This is a genomic window from Synechococcus sp. O70.2 (assembly GCF_047462135.1).
In the GTDB taxonomy this organism is placed as follows: Bacteria; Cyanobacteriota; Cyanobacteriia; order Thermostichales; family Thermostichaceae; genus Thermostichus.
The window spans coordinates 316,346-334,847 of sequence record NZ_JANSIS010000001.1; the positions used below are offsets into that span (position 1 = coordinate 316,346).

The 18,502-nt window shown below is 61.5% G+C and carries 16 protein-coding genes and 1 tRNA gene; 8 read left to right on the forward strand and 9 right to left on the reverse strand.

Annotated elements, in window-relative coordinates:
• Positions 1-30: 30 nt before the first annotated feature.
• Positions 31-1,404 (reverse strand): ribosome biogenesis GTPase Der, encoded by a 1,374-nt coding sequence (der, locus tag NW812_RS01470; protein WP_414393411.1) that lies wholly within the window; start codon positions 1,402-1,404, stop codon positions 31-33.
• 139 nt (positions 1,405-1,543) lie between these two features.
• On the opposite strand from der, the gene NW812_RS01475 reads away from it, so the two are divergent.
• Entirely contained in the window at positions 1,544-2,734 is a 1,191-nt protein-coding gene (locus NW812_RS01475; RefSeq protein WP_414393413.1) for an aspartate aminotransferase, read from the forward strand.
• A 3-nt stretch (positions 2,735-2,737) separates the two neighbouring features.
• Here NW812_RS01475 and NW812_RS01480 read toward each other — a convergent pair whose 3' ends face one another.
• Entirely contained in the window at positions 2,738-3,946 is a 1,209-nt protein-coding gene (locus NW812_RS01480) for a Coenzyme F420 hydrogenase/dehydrogenase, beta subunit C-terminal domain (RefSeq protein ID WP_414393414.1), read from the reverse strand.
• A gap of 123 nt (positions 3,947-4,069) precedes the next feature.
• A complete protein-coding gene (locus tag NW812_RS01485; RefSeq protein ID WP_414393416.1) occupies positions 4,070-4,702 on the reverse strand; it encodes a response regulator transcription factor in 633 nt (210 codons plus the stop codon).
• Between the two features lie 310 nt (positions 4,703-5,012).
• Here NW812_RS01485 and NW812_RS01490 point away from each other — a divergent pair, with 310 nt between their 5' ends.
• Together NW812_RS01490 and NW812_RS01495 are read left to right on the forward strand one after the other, a co-directional pair.
• Positions 5,013-7,064 (forward strand): ribonuclease catalytic domain-containing protein, encoded by a 2,052-nt coding sequence (locus tag NW812_RS01490; protein ID WP_414393418.1) that lies wholly within the window; start codon positions 5,013-5,015, stop codon positions 7,062-7,064.
• 58 nt (positions 7,065-7,122) lie between these two features.
• Positions 7,123-8,118 carry a phosphate ABC transporter substrate-binding protein gene (locus NW812_RS01495; RefSeq protein ID WP_414393420.1) on the forward strand — a complete coding sequence of 332 codons (996 nt, stop codon included), beginning with the start codon at positions 7,123-7,125 and terminating at the stop codon, positions 8,116-8,118.
• A 5-nt stretch (positions 8,119-8,123) separates the two neighbouring features.
• Here NW812_RS01495 and NW812_RS01500 read toward each other — a convergent pair whose 3' ends face one another.
• Positions 8,124-9,245, reverse strand: a complete 1,122-nt coding sequence (locus tag NW812_RS01500) for an LptF/LptG family permease (RefSeq protein ID WP_414393422.1) — start codon at positions 9,243-9,245, stop codon at positions 8,124-8,126.
• 246 nt (positions 9,246-9,491) lie between these two features.
• Here NW812_RS01500 and NW812_RS01505 point away from each other — a divergent pair, with 246 nt between their 5' ends.
• The gene (locus tag NW812_RS01505; protein ID WP_414393424.1) at positions 9,492-10,946 is read left to right on the forward strand and encodes a pyruvate kinase; all 1,455 of its coding nucleotides are present in this window, start codon (positions 9,492-9,494) and stop codon (positions 10,944-10,946) included.
• Between the two features lie 12 nt (positions 10,947-10,958).
• Here the strand turns inward: NW812_RS01505 and lptB are convergent, their stop codons facing one another.
• Positions 10,959-11,687 (reverse strand): LPS export ABC transporter ATP-binding protein, encoded by a 729-nt coding sequence (gene lptB / locus NW812_RS01510; RefSeq protein ID WP_414393426.1) that lies wholly within the window; start codon positions 11,685-11,687, stop codon positions 10,959-10,961.
• A gap of 105 nt (positions 11,688-11,792) precedes the next feature.
• On the opposite strand from lptB, the gene NW812_RS01515 reads away from it, so the two are divergent.
• Positions 11,793-12,251, forward strand: coding sequence for a pentapeptide repeat-containing protein (locus NW812_RS01515; protein WP_414393427.1), 459 nt, complete (start codon positions 11,793-11,795; stop codon positions 12,249-12,251).
• A 45-nt stretch (positions 12,252-12,296) separates the two neighbouring features.
• On the opposite strand, the gene NW812_RS01520 is transcribed toward NW812_RS01515, so the two are convergent.
• Positions 12,297-12,377 (reverse strand) — tRNA-Leu (locus tag NW812_RS01520).
• A gap of 61 nt (positions 12,378-12,438) precedes the next feature.
• On the reverse strand, positions 12,439-13,353 hold the full coding sequence (locus NW812_RS01525) for a PLP-dependent cysteine synthase family protein (protein ID WP_414393429.1): 915 nt from the start codon (positions 13,351-13,353) through the stop codon (positions 12,439-12,441).
• A 182-nt stretch (positions 13,354-13,535) separates the two neighbouring features.
• On the opposite strand from NW812_RS01525, the gene NW812_RS01530 reads away from it, so the two are divergent.
• The 3 genes from NW812_RS01530 to NW812_RS01540 are packed head-to-tail and all read left to right on the forward strand — an operon-like array spanning position 13,536 to position 16,227.
• Positions 13,536-14,681, forward strand: coding sequence for a cob(I)yrinic acid a,c-diamide adenosyltransferase (locus NW812_RS01530; protein ID WP_414393431.1), 1,146 nt, complete (start codon positions 13,536-13,538; stop codon positions 14,679-14,681).
• A gap of 11 nt (positions 14,682-14,692) precedes the next feature.
• A complete protein-coding gene (locus NW812_RS01535; protein ID WP_414393793.1) occupies positions 14,693-15,451 on the forward strand; it encodes a lysophospholipid acyltransferase family protein in 759 nt (252 codons plus the stop codon).
• Entirely contained in the window at positions 15,439-16,227 is a 789-nt protein-coding gene (locus NW812_RS01540; protein ID WP_414393432.1) for an alpha/beta fold hydrolase, read from the forward strand. Before NW812_RS01535 ends, NW812_RS01540 begins: the two co-directional genes overlap by 13 nt.
• Here the strand turns inward: NW812_RS01540 and NW812_RS01545 are convergent.
• Together NW812_RS01545 and NW812_RS01550 are read right to left on the reverse strand one after the other, a co-directional pair.
• The gene (locus NW812_RS01545; protein ID WP_414393434.1) at positions 16,205-16,933 is read right to left on the reverse strand and encodes an HAD-IA family hydrolase; all 729 of its coding nucleotides are present in this window, start codon (positions 16,931-16,933) and stop codon (positions 16,205-16,207) included. The genes NW812_RS01540 and NW812_RS01545 overlap by 23 nt on opposite strands.
• Positions 16,930-17,916, reverse strand: a complete 987-nt coding sequence (locus NW812_RS01550; protein ID WP_414393436.1) for a PhoH family protein — start codon at positions 17,914-17,916, stop codon at positions 16,930-16,932. Before NW812_RS01550 ends, NW812_RS01545 begins: the two co-directional genes overlap by 4 nt.
• Positions 17,917-18,502: the final 586 nt, after the last annotated feature.

Below are 18,502 nucleotides of genomic sequence, written 5' to 3' on the forward strand. Positions count from 1 at the left end.
GGCTTTTTTGAGGTTTGGCTAACTCCAATCCTAGGGGGAGGCCAGGGATCCCTCCAGCTTGCGCACTTCCTGGGCCACCCGCCGCTCCGACTTGCCGCGCCAGACAAAGCGGAGGGGAGTGCCGGCAAAGTCTAAGTTTTGCCGGAAGTGTTTTTCCAGGTAGCGGCGGTAGTTTTCTTTGAAGAGATCGGGATCGTTGACAAAAAGGAGGAAAGTGGGGGGCTGCTCTGCTATCTGAGTGCCGTAGTAGATCTTGCCCTGCCTGCCCTGGCGGTTGGCGGGGGGCGATTGCCAAGCAAGGGCTTCCTGCAGCACTTCGTTGACCACGGAGGTGGGGATGCGTTTGCGATGGGCGGCTACCGCGGTGTTGACCTCGGCGAAGATCTTGTGGGTGCGCTGCCCTGTAAGGGCGCTGACAAACAACAGGGGCGCCCAGTCGATGAAGTAAAGCCGCTCGCGGATCTCGCGGGTGTACTCGTTGATGGTGTAGGTATCCTTTTCCACTGCATCCCACTTGTTGACGACGATAATGCAGGCGCGGCCCTCTTCCTCAATGCGGCCAGCCAGCCGCTGATCCTGCTCGGTTACCCCCTCCAAGGCGTCAATGACCAGCAGCACCACGTCCGAGCGCCGAATGGCCTTGAAGGCCCGGTTGATGCTGAAAAACTCCACCCCGTACTCCACCCGGCTTTTCCTGCGGATCCCGGCTGTGTCGATGAGGCGGTAGGTCTGCCCCTCCCACTCCACCAGGGTGTCGATGGCATCGCGGGTGGTGCCGGCGATGGGGCTGACAATGGCCCGCTCGGATCCCACTAGGCGGTTGAGCAGGCTGGACTTGCCCACGTTAGGCCGGCCAACAATGGCCACGGCAATGGGCTCTGCTTCAGTTGCGGCTTCCTCCCCTTCCGGCAGATGGGGCAGCACTGCCTCCAGCACCTCTGCCACGCCATTGCCGTGGAGGGCAGAGCAGGGGATCGGCTCGCCCAGCCCCAGCTTCCAGAAGACTGCCGCCTGGGCCAGGCCCAGTTGCCCTGACTCGCACTTGTTGACGGCCACCACCACTGGCAGGGGTTGTTTGCGCAGCCAATCGGCCAATTCTTTGTCGGCGGGGGTCAGCCCTTCGCGGCCATCCACCACGAAGATCACCGCGTGCGCTTCGGCCATCGCTGCCATGGCCTGCTGGCGAATATGGGGCAAAAATTCGCTGTCGTCGCCAAAGACCAGTCCGCCCGTATCCACCACCCGCAGGCGGCGCCCATTCCACTCCACCTCTTGGTAGAGGCGATCCCGCGTTATGCCGGGCTCGTCGTGGACAATGGCCGCCCGTACCCCCGCCATGCGATTGACGAGGCTGGACTTGCCCACGTTGGGGCGACCCACAACAGCGACTAGAGGTAAGGGCACGGCTGCTGTTGAGAAAGCCAAAGCTGGATCTCTATCCTAGCCGTTGGCTTTCCTGCCGCCCAAGACTGGCCTTGCTCTAGATTGCCTTGGGAGCCGCTCTGGCGGTAAGCTGTGCAGTTAACCCCAATTCCGTGGCTTTATGAACCTTGCCCCTGCCCAACGCCTGCGCAAGCTGCCTGCCTATGTCTTTGCCCGGCTGGACGAGCTCAAGGCCCGCGCCCGCCAGCAGGGGCTGGATTTGATCGATCTGGGCATGGGCAACCCCGATGGCCCCACCCCCCAGCCGGTGGTGGAAGCAGCGCAGGCGGCCATTGCCGATCCCCTCCACCACGGCTACCCTCCCTTTGAGGGCACAGCTAGCTTCCGCCAGGCCATTGCCGAGTGGTACTGGCGCCGCTATGGAGTAGAGCTAGATCCCAATGACGAGGTGCTGCCTCTTCTGGGATCCAAAGAGGGCCTGACCCACCTGGCCTTGGCCTATGTGGATCCCGGGGATCTGGTGCTGGTGCCTAGCCCTGCCTACCCGCCCCATTTTCGCGGCCCCCTGATTGCCGGCGGCCAGATCTACCCGCTGCTGCTGCGTCCGGAAAAAGGGTGGCTCATTGACCTGCAGGAGATCCCGCCGGAGGTGGCTAAGCAAGCGCGGCTGCTCTACTTTAACTACCCCAACAACCCGACAACGGCGGTGGCGCCCCGCTCCTTTTTTGAAGAAGTGGTGGAGTTTGCCTGCCGATACGACCTGCTCTTGGTGCACGACCTGTGCTACGCCGAGCTGGCCTTTGACGGCTATCGGCCCACCAGCCTGCTGCAGATCCCCGGTGCCAAGAACCTGGCAGTAGAGTTCCACACCCTCTCCAAAACCTACAACATGGCCGGCTGGCGGGTAGGGTTTGTGGTGGGCAACCGCCAGATCATCCAGAGCCTGCGCACCCTAAAGACCAACCTCGACTACGGCGTTTTTGGAGCTATCCAAAAGGCCGCCGAAACTGCCCTGCGCCTGCCCAATAGCTACTTGGAGGAGGTGAAAGAGCGCTACCGCCGCCGGCGCGACTATCTCATTGCCCGCCTGGCGGAGTTGGGCTGGCAGATCGAGCCGCCGCGGGCGACGATGTACCTCTGGATCCCCACCCCCCGCACCGCCGACGGCACCCCCGAAGGCTCGACGGAGTTTGCCCTGCGGGTTTTGGAGTCCACAGGCGTGGTCGTAACCCCTGGCAACGCTTTTGGAGAGGGGGGAGAGGGCTACGTGCGGATTAGCCTCATTGCCGACTGCGAGCGCATAGGGCAGGCCATCGACCGCTGGGCCGAGGCCGGGATCCGCTACCGCTGAGCCTCAGTCTTTCGGAAGGTGATACTGCTCCACAATCCGCCGGGCAAAGGGAGGGACATGCCGCTCCAGCTGGTGGGGATAGTGGCGGCGCACATAGAGATAGTTGCGAACAAAGTGGGAGTCGATGGAAAAGCGGGCATACTCCAGGCCGCGGGGCCCAAAGCGCTGGATGGCTGCCCCCAGGATCCGAGCCAGCCATAGGGGCAAGCTCAAGGCTTGGTCATAGGCTTGGATCCCCTGTTGCACTGCCGCTCGTCTCGAGCCCTGCGAGATCACCGGTTGGGTTTCCAGCTCCTCCCAAACCAGCTCCAGGAGCTCCCGCCCGCGCGAGTTGCGCACCACCAGCCACTGCCAGCCAAAGGGGGATCCCATGTAGCCCACCACTAGGTCTGCCAGGCTGTTGACGTAGTCAAAACAACTGAGGCAGGAGGGGGCAAACACGTCTTTGAGTTCTTTGGTCTTGAGAGCGAAGAAAGGCACCTTTTCCACCGAGCCATCTTCGTGTTTGAAGTGGATGTGGAAATCCTGCATGAACTCGTAGTGCACTACCGTCTGCGGGGAGCGACTGGTGGTTTCCAAAAATTTTTGCAGCCCCGCGCGGCTGACGTTGTCCACACAGGGGGTGCCCAACACATAGAGCTTCTCCAGGCCCAGTTTTTTTTCCACCGCCCGCAAAGCCTGGACCTGGCAGCCTACGCCGATGACCAAGAGGCGCTTGAGGCCGCTTTGCTCCACCTCCTCTAAGACCGACAAGTTGGGCGATAGCGTTGGCTTGTTAACCCGCGCTGCCAAAACCGCTTCCGGGGTACGCGCTAAGACAGGCCGCGGCTGAAAGCGGTCCTGGGGATCCGCCTGCACGCACACCACGCCCTCCACTAAGCCGCTGCTGAGAGCTTTCATGCCAATGCTGCTGACAATGCCCGTCCACTGGGCGCCAGGGATCGGATCCCGCTTGCGGGCCGTGTACATTGCCTCGTAGACGCCGAAGTAGTCAGTATCGCTGACAGCAGCTGACTTGGAGCGCAGCGATTCTCGGGATCGCCCGTGGGTTTGCTCTTCCAGGTGGGTAAATTGCTGGTTTAAAAAGGCACAGGCCTCTTTGACATGGGCGACATAGCGGGTATCGCAGAGGCCGCACTGGCTACACAGCTCTTTGGCTGGATAGTGGCCGGAGCGAATGGGCCGAGCCGGACGCGGTGGACGAGATCCCATAAGGTCTAGACCCTAGCCGACACAGGAGCCCTAGGCGGGTACCTCCTTACAGTTTGCCGCCAAAACCGCAGACAGCGCGCAGAGAAGTTGAGAACCCGCGCTCTTGCCAAGTCCTTAGCTCCCTTAGCCTCTGCCCAAACCACTTTCTATGGCCCAGCGGGCCAGCGCGGTGCGATTGTGCAGGCCGGTTTTGCTGAGCATGTTGCTGACATGGCTTTCGATGGTGCGCTGGCTCACCCCCATCACCTCGGCAATCTCGCGGTTGGACATGCCCCTGGCTACGTACTGGAGCACCTTGGTTTCCGTGGGAGTAAGCTCAACTTCTCGATCTAGCTGGATGGCCGGCTGAACGGGGGCACCTTGCATCTGCAACAGGCGCTCCGTGTGTTTGAGGGTAGCTTCCACCTGCGCCACCAGCTCTTCCGGTTCAAAGGGCTTGACCAGGTAGGCGTCTGCCCCCGTATTGAGCCCGCGCACCCGATCTGCCGTTTGCCCCCGCGCCGAGAGAAAAATGACCGGGATCCAATCCGTGGCCCTATCGGAGCGAAGGGTCTGGACAAAAGTGTAGCCATCCATCTCCGGCATCATCACATCGCAGATGATGAGATCCGGAGTCAAGCGGCGCATCACCTCCAGGGCTTCCAGACCATTGCTGGCTGCCACCACCTCGTAGCCGCGAAACTCCAGGTAATCCTTCACCAGGAGGACGAGATTGGGATCGTCATCAACAACCAGTAAGCGCTTTGGGGCGTTCACGGCTAACCTCGTCGTTGCTGGCAAGCCCAGATGACCGGGACCTGCTAGGTAAACTTTTGGAGATGGAGAGACCCAGAATCTACGGCCAAGATTCTACCTTGCTCCTGATGGTTTCCACTGGCTTGTGTAGATTTCTTCAACCAGCTAGGAGGGGCTTCAGCAAGCTCTGCCTTGGGATCCCTGGCAGCTAGCAGCCTCCACCTAGCCTTTTGGGGTAAGTTTGCTTGGCGGGTTTTTCCCATAGTCAAGGAAAGCAGAGCTAGGAGAGAATGTTGAGAGCAGCAAGCGTGAGCCTGGCTGGGTAGAGAGGGTGGAAAAGGGTACGCTGGTAGAGTTTCGCCACAATAACGAGCGGCTATTGGCTGTAGTTCAGGGCACGGAGGGCAAAAAGAACCTGCTGTTGGAGGTGCCCTCAGGGCAGGTTTACAGCGTTCACCCCCGCCAAATTACGTTTGCCCTGAACGGCAATTCCAACTTTACCGTTTCCGACATCCCCAGCTTTTGGCAGGCGGTTCAGGCAAAGCTGGATCCCGAGAGCTTGGCTTTGGCCTGGGAATTGGTTCAGGAGGAGCGGCGGCCCCTGAGCCTGTCGGAGATGGCGCAGTTGTTGTTTTCCGACGATTCGCCGGTCTCCACCTATGCAGCCTACCGCCTTTTGAGCGAGGATTACATTTACTTTAAGGAGAAGGGAGAAGGCTACGAGCCGCGCCCGCCGGCACAGGTCAAGGAAATTCTCCATCAAATTGCTGTCGCCCAGCAGCGGCAGCAGGAGCAGGCCGAGTTTGAGGCCCGCCTAAAGGCAGCGGTGGCCCAGCCTGGGCAAAGGTACACTTGGACCCCGGCGGAACGGGCTCGTCTGGAGCTGTTGGAGCGCTTAGCTTTGCAGGGAGCACCCGATAGCCTTCGCAACTACGAGGATCTTTCCCACAACCTCACCCCCTCAGATCGCGAGCGGGCTTCCCACCTGCTGCGGCTCCTGGGATTCCCCGACACGCCCCAGGGAGCTTTTGAGGCGTTGGTGGCTTTGGGACTGTGGAGCCGCCACGAGAACCTGGCCCTGCGCCTTACGGGGATCCCCACCCAGTTCCCCAAAGAGGTGGAGCGCTACACCCAAACTTTGCTGGGCGGCCCCCCTCCCTTCCTGGAGTCCCATCGGCGTCGGGATCTCACTCATCTTCACACCTACACCATTGACGACGCCAGCACTCGCGACATCGACGATGCCCTCAGCGTCGAGTTTTGGTCGGAGGACGAGGCGAAGCTCTGGATCCACATTGCCGATCCCAGTTGTTGGGTGCAGTGGGGGGATCCTCTAGATCTAGAGGCCCGCCGGCGGGGTACCAGTGTCTACCTGCCAGAGCGGGTGATCCCGATGTTCCCGCCAGAGCTGTCCACTGGTCCTATGAGTTTGGTGCAGGGGGAGGTGCGGCCTGCCCTTAGCTTTGGCATTCGCCTGGGAGGCGACGGGGCGGTGCGCGACTACGAAATTTGCCTTAGCCAAATCCAGGTAAACTACCGCCTCACCTACGACGATGCCGACGAGATGCTGGAGTTGGGGGCAGAGCCGCAGCTGACAGCCATTGCTCGGGCAGCCCACTGGCGCTACACCTGGCGACTTGCGCAAGGGGCGATCCCCATTGGCCTGCCGGAGCAGGACATCAAGGTCATCGACGAGATCCCCCACCTGCGCGTTATTGAGGATACGCCGGCGCGGCAGATGGTGGCGGAAATGATGGTGCTGGCCGGCGAGGTAGCCGCTCGCTTTGCCCGCCAGCATGGGATCCCAGTGCCCTACCGCCTGCAGCCTGCTCCCGAACTGCCCCCGCCGGAAGTTTTGGAGCTGTACCCCCAGGGGCCGGTCAGGTCCTTTGCCATCATGCGGTGTCTGTCGCGGGCAGAGGTGGCCACGCAACCCGAGCGGCACGCGGGCCTGGGCCTTGATGCCTACTGCCAGGTAACTTCCCCAATTCGCCGCTACCTGGATCTGGTGGCGCACTACCAGATCAAGGCCTTTTTGCGCGGGGATCCCCTGCCCTTGACAGAAGCCGAGGTGCAGCAGGTGGTGCTGGGCATTGAGCCAGGCACGGCCGAGGCCGCTCAGGTGGAGCGCAAGTCCAAGCGCTACTGGAGCATTGAGTACCTGCGCCAGCGACCAGGGCAGACTTGGCGGGCCTTGGTTCTGGGCTACCTGCGCGAGGAGGAGAACCTGGTGATGGCCATGCTGGATGAAATTGCCTTTCGCGTGCCGGTGCGCTTGGAGCGGCAGGTGCCGCTGGGGGCTTGGATTGAGTTGGAGGTTCTCCAGGCGGATCCCCGCGCCGATGTAATTGAGTTGCGGGAGCTAAGAGACTTTGCTCCCTAAAGAGGCGGGCAACTGATACAACAGAGGAGGGTCATCCCCGTTCCCCAGGAGGAGTTCCATGGCCACACGACCTTCTGGCCCGCCGCCAATTGTCTATATTCTCCTGATTGCCATCTTGGGAGGGGGCGGCTGGTATGCCCATCGTTCAGGCTTGCTCAGCTCCTGGCTTAGCCGCACCTCTAGGAGCCCGACTGCTCAGCCGCAAGCCCCAGCGGCACCCAACCTTCCCCAGGCACAGGCCCCCAATCCCCCTGCCAGCTCCGTTAACCTGGACACTTCCCTGCCCAACCCAGTAGTGCTCCAGGTGGATGGCAGCGTCACGATGATCCGGCTCGTCTTGGCCCTGAAGGGAGGCTACACCCAGCGCAACCCCGGCATCCCCATCACCTACGGGATCCCGGATGGCAAGCCCAATGGATCCAATGCCGGCCTGAAGGCCCTGATGGAAGGTCGCATCCAGATGGCCGCTAGCTCCCGCCCCCTCAATGCCAGCGAAGTGCAGGCGGGTCTACAGGCGATCCCGGTGGCCAAAGATGCCCTGGCGGTGGCGGTGGGGGTCAACAACCCCTACAAGGGCGGCCTGACGCTGCAGCAATTGGCCGATATCTTCCAGGGTCGGATGACCAACTGGAGCCAGGTGGGCGGTCCGGATCGGCGGATTCGTGTCCTCAACCGCGCTCCCCAGAGTGGCACCTACAGCGTTTTCCAAGAGCTGGTGTTGCTGGGGCTGCCCTTTGCCCCCGACAACCCCCCTTACTTCACCACCGCCACCGAAGATGTCACCACTCCTCTCCTGCGGGCGCTGGGGGAAGACGGCATCACCTACAGCACCGTGGATCAAGTGCAGAACCAGCAAACGGTGAGGATGGTGCCCATCGACGGCCAGATGCCCACCCGCGAGGCCATTCAAAGTGGCCGCTACCCGCTGGCCCGCAACGTGTTCTTGGTGGTGCCGCGAAAGACCAGCCCCGTGGTGGCTGACTTCATTAACTACGCCCTCTCGGATCAAGGCCAACAGATCATTGGCCGCACCGAGTTCATCCCGCTGCGCTAGCCAGCCTAGCGGTTGGCGCGGTACAGCAAGGCCCCCCCTATGCCTAGGCAGACGAAGTTGGGCAGCCAGGCTGCCACCTCTGGCCCCAGCGTTCCAATCTGCCCCAGCGCCTGGCTGACAAACAGGAGCACGTAGTAGGCAAAGATAATCAGCACGCTGAGGCCCAAGCCCAAAGAAGAACTGGTGCGCTGGGGTCGTAGGCCCAGCGGGGCCCCGATCAGGGTGAAGGCCAGACAGGCAAAGGGGATGGCGTACTTCTGGCTAAGGTTGACCTGGAGGCGGCGTACCCGCTGCAGATCCCCGGAGCTGGCAAGAACCTCAATGTAGCGGCGCAGCTCTGGAATGTTCATCTCCTCGGGGCTGCGAACCTCCTGGGCCAAATCCAGCGGCGCCCGCGACAGCCGCAGCTCCTGGCGGGAAAAAGTGGCGATGTTGCTGTAGGTGCCGTCGGGCGAAACGATGTAGGTGGTGCCCTCCTCAAACACCCAGAGGTTCTCGCGGGGATCCCAGCGCCCCCGCTGCGCCAGCAGAATTTGACTGAGAGCCTCGTTGGAGACATCCAGGACGATCACGCCGCGCATCTCTTGGCCATCGAAGCTGCGGGCGTAAAACTGACGGGTTAGCCCTTGCCGTCGGGAAAAGCTGCCATCGGGCTCCGGCGTGAGGATCTCGCCAAATTCTTGGTAGAGGATGTTCTCGCGGCGAAAGTCAGGATACCGGTTCAAAGCGCGGTTTAAAGTCAAGGCTGCCTGGCGATTGCTCACCGGCACCACCAGCTCGTTGAACAGAAACGTTAGCGCCGTTACCAACAAGCTGAGCAGGACAGCCGGCACCACCAGGCGGTAGAGGCTCACGCCGCAGGCGCGCAGAGCCGTGATCTCGCTATCGGCAGACAGGCGCCCATAGGCCAGCAGCGTCGCCAACAACATTGCCATGGGAAACGTCAAGACGATGATCCCCGGTGCCCGCAGCAGAAACACCTGCAGGGCCACTGAAATCGATAGCCCCGCCTCCACCACCAGGCGCACCAGCTCAAACAGAGAGCTCACGGCCATCACCAGGGTGGTAAACGCCCCCACCCCACCGAGAAACGGCAGGAGCATCTCGGAGAGGATGTAGCGATCCATTAGGCCTACTGCACAGACGAGGGAGAGCCTGCGGCAAGACCGCTTGACCGAACAAGGAGTGGAAGGAGAGGAGAGTTTCACGCAACCTAAGGGTAGTTGGGACAGCCAGCCCTTCGCCCAAGAGGTGAAGGCTGTTAACGACTTTAGACCGGAACCTTGGGGAACAAAAGGTTGATTCCCTCCCTTTCTCAATCCAATCCGCCTACGATCGACCTAGGCGGGCAGAGGACTGGGCTGGGTTCCAGCATGGCTTCTTTCCATCTCAAGGGTTTGCTGGAGCGGCTCCTGGAGCTACGACAGCAGGTTGTCGAGGGATCCCAGAACTACCTGGCCGCCTGGGGCTGCCTTGGGAACCCTCCTGCAGCCCTCTGCAACCTGGCGCGCTACCTGGCGCTACGCCAACACGATCTGCGCAACCTGCAATTGGAGCTGGCTGCGGTGGGGCTGTCCTCGCTGGGACGGTGTGAATCGCGGGTCTTAGAGACCCTGGATGCGGTGATCGCCACTTTGGCAGCCACGCAGGGCCTAAGCCACAAGGGGCCCAGCTATGAGGAGTTTTACGCTGGGGACATGGCGCTGGAGCAGCATGCTGAGGCGCTGTTTGGCCCTCCTTCTCCCCACCGCCGCGCCCGCATCATGGTGACCCTGCCCAGCGAAGCTGCCGAGCAGCCCGAGCTGCTGCTGCAACTGCTGCAACGGGGGATGAACGTGGCCCGGATCAACTGCGCCCACGACGATCCCCTAGTGTGGGAGAAAATGGTGGCCCACTTGCGCCAGGCCGAAGCCCAGACTCAACGGCGCTGCAAGATTTTGTTCGACCTGGCCGGCCCCAAGATCCGCACGGGCCCGGTGGCCATGCCCCCCGGCAAAGCCAAGGTGTACCGCGGGGATCGCCTCCTGCTCACGGCAGCCATGCCGCCGGTCACCTCTGACCCCTCTTGCCAGGTGGCTTGCACCCCGCCAGAGATCTTGGCGCACCTGCAGGTGGGGGCAACTGTCTGGATCGACGACGGCAAAATCGGCGCCCGTGTCGTAGGGATCGAGCCGGTAGGGGCGGTGCTGGAGGTGGACAAAGTCGCCCCGCAGGGCAAGAAGTTGCGGGAGGGAAAGGGCCTCAACTTTCCCGACAGCCAGCTCCCGATCCAGCCTCTGACCGAGAAAGATCGCCAAGACTTGGACTTTGTGGTGCAGCATGCCGACCTGGTGGGCTATTCCTTTGTCCAGCAGCCGGCAGATTTGCAGTTGCTGTTTTCTGAGCTGGAGCGGCGCCAGGCCCGTCCTGATCTGGGCTTGCTCCTCAAGATTGAAACGCAGCGGGCGGTGAAAAACCTACCCGCCTTGATCGCGGCCGCCGACGGCTGCCGACCGCTGGGGGTGATGATTGCCCGGGGGGATCTGGCCGTAGAGATAGGTTGGCTGCGCTTGGGGGAGATCCAGGAGGAACTGCTGTGGATCTGCGAGGCGGCCCATGTGCCGGTGGTCTGGGCTACGCAGGTGCTGGATCAGCTCACCAAAGAGGGCCTGCCCTCGCGGCCTGAGCTTTCCGATGCGGTGCTGTCTGCCCGCGCCGAGTGCGTCATGCTCAACAAAGGCCCCTATCTCCTGGAGGCAGTTGCCCTTCTGGATGAGCTGCTGGCCCGGATGCAAGCCCACCAACACAAGAAAAGCCAACGCCTGCGAGCTTTGTACTCCTGGCGCTAAGATGAAGCAGCATCAAAGACGAAACTTCTCCCCCAGGTAATACTTGCGCACCAAGGGATCCGCCGCCAGCTCTGCTGCCGTGCCCTTGGCCAGAATGGCTCCCTCGTTGAGAATGTAGGCCCGGTCGGTGATCTCCAGCGTCTCCCGCACGTTGTGGTCGGTAATCAAGACGCCGAGGCCCCGCTGCTTGAGCTTGGCCACCACCTCCTGGATGTCGGCCACCGCAATGGGATCCACCCCCGCAAAGGGCTCGTCCAGCAGCAAAAATTTCGGTCCGTGGATCCCAGCAGCCAGGGCGCGGGCAATCTCGGCGCGGCGCCGTTCTCCCCCCGACACCTGCAAACCCAAACTGTGGGCCACATGGGCAATGCGGAACTCCTCGAGCAGGTGGTTGAGGCGCTGCTGCCAGAGGCGGCGAGGCACCCCCGTCTGCTCCATCACTAGCAGCAGGTTGTCTTGAATGCTAAGGCGGCGAAAGATGCTCGGCTCCTGGGCCAGATAGCCGATCCCCAATTGGGCGCGGCGATGCATGGGCAGATGGGTAATATCTTGGTCATCTAGCCAGACATGGCCGCGGTTGGGCTGGATTAGGCCAGTCATGATGTAGAAGGTGGTGGTTTTCCCCGCTCCGTTGGGCCCCAGCAACCCGACGATTTCCCCTTGCTCAATGCTCAAGCTGACATCCTTGACCACCTCGCGGCGGCCATAGCGCTTACAGATGTTTTCCAGTCGAATCTGCATAGGGCCAGCCCAGGACTAGACGCTTTTTCCTAATCAATGCTGGCGGATCCCGAAAGCTAGTTCCAGCAAAAGCAGTGGGCCCCACTGTTGCTCCAGGAGGCCCAGATGCCCCTATCCTGGGAGCAATGCAGGACAACCTCGCTCCGCTGGGTTGCTGTCGTTAACTTGGCTACCACGAATTTCCCTCTCCAAGCTTCCGCTATTCTGGGGCTGCTGACCACGGCAACGGTTGCCTCCACTGCCGCTGCCACCACCCCCAACGCTTGCTTCCTGCGCTACCTACTGGCTTCCAAGGCCTGCCCCAACTGCCGTCTGGGAAGCAACCTGGATCTGGCAGAAGCCAACTTCCAGGGTGCCGACCTCATCGAGGCCAACTTGGAGCGCGCTATCCTGACCGGCGCCGATCTCAGCGGTGCCTACCTGGTGGGAGCCAATTTGCCGCAAGCCAACTTGCGCGGCGCCAATCTTAGCGGTAGCTACCTGGAGGGGACGGATTTGCGCGGTGCCGACCTGCGCTTTGCCCGCACCCAAGGCGCACGCCTTCAGGGTGCTGTCCGGGAGTAGCGCAAAGAGCTCCCTCTAGGAGAAGTGTCAAGCGTGAAAGCCCACTGCGGATGGCGAGACTCGAACTCGCATGGCAAAGCCACACGCCCCTCAAACGTGCGCGTATACCAATTCCGCCACATCCGCGCTAGCTGGACTCCTGCTATCCTAGCAGCAAAAAGGCCGGGGTGTTAAGGGGCCGGCAACCCTACTCCTCGGTCCAAAACCGCTCCGAGAGGTACTTGTCGGCCCCGTCGCAGAAAATGGTGACCACCACCCCCCTGGAAAGTTGGCGAGCCACCTCAAGGGCAGCCACCACATTGGCACCAGAAGAGATGCCCACCAGTAGCCCTTCCTCCAAAGCTAGGCGCTTTACCATCTTCTGGGCGGCTTCGGTGGAAACCTCGAGGTGCCGATCCGGCAAGCTAGGATCGTAAATCGCTGGCTTGAGGGCCGTGGCCATGTGCTTGAGGCCTTCGAGGCCGTGGAAGGGGGAGTCCGGCTGCATGGCGATGATCTGGATATCAGAGCGGTACTCCCGCAGGCGCCGCCCCACCCCCATGCAGGTGCCGCTGGTGCCTAGCCCGGTTACGAAGTGGGTGACCTGTCCCTGGGTTTGCTCCCAGATTTCCACCCCTGTGGTCTCGTAGTGGGCCTGCCAGTTAGCGGGATTGCTGTACTGGTCGGGATAGAAGTAGAGATCGGGGTTTTCGGCGTAGAGAGCGCGGGCTTTCTCGATGGCCCCATCGGAGCCGAGGGCTGGATCCGTGAGCACCAAGTCCACCCCGTAGGCAGCGAGGATCTTCTTGCGCTCTGGGCTAGCGTTGGCCGGCAGGGCCAGCTTCACCTTGTACCCCAAAGCCGCCCCTATCCAGGCATAGGCAATGCCCGTGTTGCCGCTGGTGGCATCCAGGATAATCTTGCCAGGCGTAAGCTTGCCCTCGCGCTCGCCAGCGCGAATCATGTTCAGGGCCGGGCGATCCTTGACCGAGCCGCCGGGGTTGTACCACTCTGCTTTGCCGTAAACTCGCACCGCCGGCGGCAAATCAGCAGTAACCCGCCGCAGGCGAATGAGCGGCGTCCGTCCCACCAGCTCAATGGGGCTCTCGACCGCAGGGGGCAAGGGGCGAGAAGAAAACGCACTCGGGTACAAGCGGGATCCCTCGTTAGACAAGCACTGGACTGGACAACCATTGCTCATCTTATCCCGGTGTTTGTCAGTTCCAGCCTCTTCTGGGCTTCCCCGGCTCCTTTAGCTAGACTCTAAGATGGGGGTTAGCAAAAAGCGCTTTGGGCAACAGCAGGATGCGGAGCGGCAGGGCAGAAATCGGCATTGTAACGGCGCAACAATTTGATCGCCGGCGAGGTCAGATCCACGTCTACGACGGCGAGGGCAAGGGCAAGTCACAGGCGGCTCTGGGGGTTGTGCTGCGTTCAATTGGGCTGGGGATTGAAAACTCGGCCCCTAGCCGGGTGTTGCTGGTGCGGTTTCTCAAGGGACCGGGCCGCACCTATGCAGAGGACGCCGCGATTGCCGCTCTGCAGCGGGGCTTCCCCCACCTTATCGATCAACTGCGCACGGGGCGAGGAGAGTTCTTCGGCCCCGACGAGATTACCAAGTTTGACCGCCAAGAGGCTCGTCGCGGCTGGGATGTAGCCAAGGGGGCGCTGGCGTCGGGGTTCTACTCGGTGGTGGTGCTGGACGAGCTAAACCCGGTGCTGGACCTGGGCCTGCTGCCTGTGGATGAGGTCGTCAGCACCCTCAAGCAAAAGCCAGAGGAGATGGAGGTCATCATCACCGGGCGGGGCGCCCCCAAGGAAATTATCGACCTAGCAGATCTGCACTCGGAAATGCGCAGCGTGCGGCGGGCGGCGGATCCTCAGAACGGACAGCCCCCCCTCAGCGGCATCGAGATCTACACCGGCAACGGCAAGGGCAAGTCCACCAGCGCTCTGGGCCGGGCTCTGCAGGCCATTGGGCGCGGCATCAGCAAGGATCTCTCCCACCGCGTCCTGATCATGCAGTGGCTCAAGGGGGGAACAGGCTACACAGAGGATGCAGCCATCCGCGCTTTGCGGGAGAGCTATCCCGATCTGGTGGATCACCAGCGCTGCGGTCGCGACGCCATTGTCTGGCGGGGCAAGCAGCAGGAAATCGACTATGTGGAGGCAGAGCGGGGCTGGGAGCTGGCTAGGGCAGCCATCGCCTCGGGGCTTTACAAGACCATCATCCTGGACGAACTCAACCCGACGGTAGATCTGGAGCTATTGGACGTGGAGCCCATTGTCGAGGCTTTGCTGCGCAAGCCGCGGGACACGGAGATCATCATCACAGGGCGCTGCCATGCGCCTCTGCCCTACTTTGAGCTTGCCTCTGTCCATTCGGAAATGGTGAGCCACAAGCACTACGCCGAGCAGGGAGCCGATCTGCGGCGCGGAGTGGATTACTGAGCAGGGTGGCGATGGGATCCTGGGTGGTGCTGGATCAGCTCCTGCAGCGAAGCGGGTTCCCCGACGCGAGGGCGCTGGCGCAGCTCTTGCTTGGCCTTTTCCAGACAGAGGTGTGGGTGGAGGGCAAGGAGCGGGTTCCCCAGGGCCCCCTGCTGGTGGTAAGCAACCATCGCAGCTTTTTGGATGCGCCGGTGCTGATTGCGGGGCTGGATCGGCCAATTCGCTTTGCTTGCCACTACTACCTCTCTCAAGTGCCCCTCTTGCGGGAGGTTGCCTTGGCTCTGGGTTGTATCCCCCTCCAGCAGGGATCGGGTTCACAGCTTGCCTTTTTTCGCCAGGCGCAGGCCACCCTGGCAGCGGGCGGGGAGGTGGGAATTTTCCCCGAAGGGGCGGAGCAGATGACCCGCAAGACCTTACCGCAGGAGGTGGGGCGGTTCCAGCCGGGCTTTGCCCATCTGGCCTTGGCTGCTGGCGTGGATCCCCTGCCAATCCTACCGGTGGCAGTGTGGGCCCAAGAGGAGTGGCGAGCAATCGACATCCCCATGGCTTTCTTCCGCTGGCTTGACCCCACAGAGCCCAGCTTTCAGCAGCCGGGGGGGCATCCGGTGGTGATCTACCGTCAGGTGGTGGTTCGAGTGGGATCCCCTCTTTGGGTGAGGGGAGCAAGGCGCTATACCTGCCGCCAGGAGCGGCTGCAGCTCATTCGGGAGTTAACGGCAGCCGCCCGCGAACAGGTGCGCTTGGGGTTGACAAGGAGATGGAAAGATTGAAAAGCAAGCCCACCGCCTCTAGTCCAAGCCGCCAGAAGCGGCCCCTGCTGCTCTATTTGCCGGGTATGGATGGCACGGGCAAACTGTTTTACCGCCAGGCGCAGGCTCTGCAAGCCGAGTTTCGCGTCCGCCCTCTGAGCTTAAACCATCCCGAAGCGGGGCATAGCTGGGAGAGCTTGGCCGATTGGGTGGGATCCCAACTGGAGGAGGGAGCCTACCTGTGCGGCGAGTCCTTCGGAGCTTGCCTAGCCCTGGCTGTAGCTGCCCAGCAGCCGGAGCGCTGTCGTGGCCTGATTCTGGTCAATCCGGCCTCCTCGCTGCGGCGCCGGCCCTGGTGGTGGGCAGGTCAGGTTCTCCTGCCCTTTTTGCCGCCAGGACTTTACCACCAACTGGCGGAGCGGGGGTTAGGGTTTTTGGCGGAGCTGGGCCAAATGGAGCCGCCGGATCGGGAGCGGCTGCGCCAGGCCGTGCACAGCGTTTCTCCGGAAGTGGTTGCCCATCGTCTAGCCTTGCTGGGATCCTTTGCTGTGGAAGATTTGCCCCTCGAGTCGATGAGGCTGCCAACCTTGCTGGTGGCGGGGGGGCGGGATCGTCTCCTGCCCTCGGTACAGGAGGTGCGGCGTCTGGCGGAGCGACTGCCCCAGGCCCAGGTGGAGATCTCGCCTTTAAGCGGCCATGCTTGCCTTCTGGAGCGGCAGATGAACCTGCGGCGCTACTTGCTCAAGCCCGATGGGGTCTTTGCCCCGCTACTGCTCAATTCCGCTCTGGCCCCCTGAGCAGCAAGAGGGATCCCCCCAAGTTTTCGATTCGCTCTTGGCAGAAGCCGTCTTTCCCCTCTCGATCCAGCCAGAGGGCTCTCAGGCCTGCTGCCTTGGCCCCCTCATAGTCTTCGCGGCGGCTGTCGCCAATGTGCCAGGCAGCGGCAGGCGGGATCCCCTGGGCCGCTAGGGCAGCCTGGAAGATGCGGGGATCGGGCTTGGCATAGCCCACCTGGGTAGAGAGAGTAAGGCTAGAAAAATAGCCGTCCAGTTGCAGCGCCTGCAGCACTCGCACTAGACGGCTGTCGAAATTGGAGATTACCCCTAGCTGGATCCCTTCCTGTTGCAGGGCTTGCAAAACTGGCAGCGTCTCGGGATAGAGCTCCCAAGGGTCCCCTGCGGCAAAATGCTCGAACAGGTGGGCAAAAAACGCTGCAAAGCGCTCCTCCCCAAAGGCAGTAAGGGATCCCTCCACCTGGGCAAAGGTCTGGCGCACCACTTGATGCCACCAGGCCCGCTCCCACTCCTCTAAAAGGGATCCCGTCAAGCCCACGCAGGCGGGTGGCGGAGCACTGGCAAAAGCTTGGGCAAAGGCGCGATCCAACGCCCGTGGCTCCACGGCTACCCCGTATTCTGCCGCTAGCTGACTGTAGACTTGGCCCACGCTGCCCCGCACCCGGAACAGGGTGCCGACGGCATCGAAAAAGATCGCCTTCGGCCTCATTGCTGGTTTTCGTAGCGCGCGTAGGCCTCGACAATCCGCTGGACTAGAGGGTGGCGCACCACATCTCGCTGGTCAAAGTAGCAGAAGGCCACCCCCTCCACCCCCGCTAGGATGCGCTCTGCAGCCGCCAGGCCCGACAGGCGATGCTTGCCCAGATCCGTTTGGGTGAGATCCCCGGTAACCACCATGCGGGAGCGGAAGCCCAGCCGAGTGAGGGCCATCTTCATCTGCTCAGGGGTGGTGTTTTGGGCCTCGTCCAAGATAATGAAAGCGTTGCTGAGGGTACGCCCCCGCATGTAGGCCAGCGGCACCACCTCGATGACTCCCTGGGCCATCAGCTGAGGCAGCTTGGCCGGGTCGATAAACTCAAACAGGGCATCGTAGAGAGGCCGCAGGTAGGGATCCACCTTTTCCACCAGATCCCCTGGCAAAAAGCCCAACTTCTCCCCCGCCTCTACTGCTGGTCGCGTCAGGATCAAACGCTCGTACTCGCGGTTTTGCAGGGCTGTGATGGCGACAACGGCTGCTAGATAGGTTTTCCCCGTGCCTGCTGGCCCAATGCCGAAGCAGAGATCGTGGGTGCGAATGGCTTGTACGTACTCCTGCTGGCGAGGCGTTTTGGGCCGAATGAGCTCTCCCTTGCGGGTGCGAGCCAAAACCCCTGCCTGCACTTGGCGATAGGCCTCAGCTTCTTGGTTGGAGAGAGCACGGAAGGCTTGTTCAGCATCGACTGCTGTTACAGGGTGCCCGGCTTGCCAAAGGGGTTTGAGCAATTCTAGCCACTGCCGCACCTGCTGCCGCTGTTGAGGTGTTCCCCTCAGATAGAGATCCTGCCCTCGCAGGGTAACCGAGGCGCCGCTGCAGCGGCTAATCCACTTCAAGTTAGACTCCTGCACGCCCGCCAGGGACATGGCCTGCTGGGGACTTGACAAAGAGATGATCTCGAGATCGGTGACAGCGGAGGAAGTCAAGTGGTTGTGCATGCCGTGGGCGCCGTGCACCCTAAGACCTGTTGAGACCTGTGATGGCGATCCTATCAGAAGCTCCGGCTAAAGCGCTCCAGGTTCTGGCCAGCCTCGGCAAAAGGCTTCTCGGACAGCAGAGTCCGAGTGTTCTAGGACACCCATCGGGAAAACTTGCCCTCCTCGAGTTCAAGGTTCAGCTTTTGCTAGCAACGGAGTTAGAAATATTGAAAGAAATCTTTTTCTTCTGAAATAGTCGTTACTCATCAAGCAGAGCTAGTTTAGCCTTGAGGGTGTATAGCCTCCCAGTACATTCCGCCATTCACGTTGTCGATTTACATTAATGAAAAGGCATCTGAACCTGGTCTTTCAGCACTTTTGGTAAAAATTTGAAAAAGTCGAACCCGCTCTTTGGGCAATCTGGGTAACCTGGATTTGCTAGAGCTAGCAAGAGAGAGAACTTCCAATAGAGAGCCTTACGAGAATCTGGAGCTGTTTTTTATCAGCTTGCCTTAAAACTTCTTAAGGCTTCACAATCACAATCTTGCCTTGCAAGGAAACTAAGGAGATAGCAATGTCTACCCAATTGGTTACACCCGCTACGCTA

Excerpts from the sequence above, each read along its gene's own strand:
- NW812_RS01540 (WP_414393432.1), top strand. The coding sequence starts at position 15,439 with ATGGAAAGATTGAAAAGCAAGCCCACCGCCTCTAGTCCAAGCCGCCAG.
- lptB (WP_414393426.1), bottom strand. The coding sequence starts at position 11,687 with ATGCAGATTCGACTGGAAAACATCTGTAAGCGCTATGGCCGCCGCGAG.
- NW812_RS01530 (WP_414393431.1), top strand. The coding sequence starts at position 13,536 with ATGCGGAGCGGCAGGGCAGAAATCGGCATTGTAACGGCGCAACAATTT.
- NW812_RS01535 (WP_414393793.1), top strand. The coding sequence starts at position 14,693 with ATGGGATCCTGGGTGGTGCTGGATCAGCTCCTGCAGCGAAGCGGGTTC.
- NW812_RS01480 (WP_414393414.1), bottom strand. The coding sequence starts at position 3,946 with ATGGGATCTCGTCCACCGCGTCCGGCTCGGCCCATTCGCTCCGGCCAC.
- NW812_RS01515 (WP_414393427.1), top strand. The coding sequence starts at position 11,793 with ATGCCCCTATCCTGGGAGCAATGCAGGACAACCTCGCTCCGCTGGGTT.
- NW812_RS01500 (WP_414393422.1), bottom strand. The coding sequence starts at position 9,245 with ATGGATCGCTACATCCTCTCCGAGATGCTCCTGCCGTTTCTCGGTGGG.
- NW812_RS01495 (WP_414393420.1), top strand. The coding sequence starts at position 7,123 with ATGGCCACACGACCTTCTGGCCCGCCGCCAATTGTCTATATTCTCCTG.
- NW812_RS01550 (WP_414393436.1), bottom strand. The coding sequence starts at position 17,916 with ATGCACAACCACTTGACTTCCTCCGCTGTCACCGATCTCGAGATCATC.
- NW812_RS01545 (WP_414393434.1), bottom strand. The coding sequence starts at position 16,933 with ATGAGGCCGAAGGCGATCTTTTTCGATGCCGTCGGCACCCTGTTCCGG.
- NW812_RS01505 (WP_414393424.1), top strand. The coding sequence starts at position 9,492 with ATGGCTTCTTTCCATCTCAAGGGTTTGCTGGAGCGGCTCCTGGAGCTA.
- NW812_RS01475 (WP_414393413.1), top strand. The coding sequence starts at position 1,544 with ATGAACCTTGCCCCTGCCCAACGCCTGCGCAAGCTGCCTGCCTATGTC.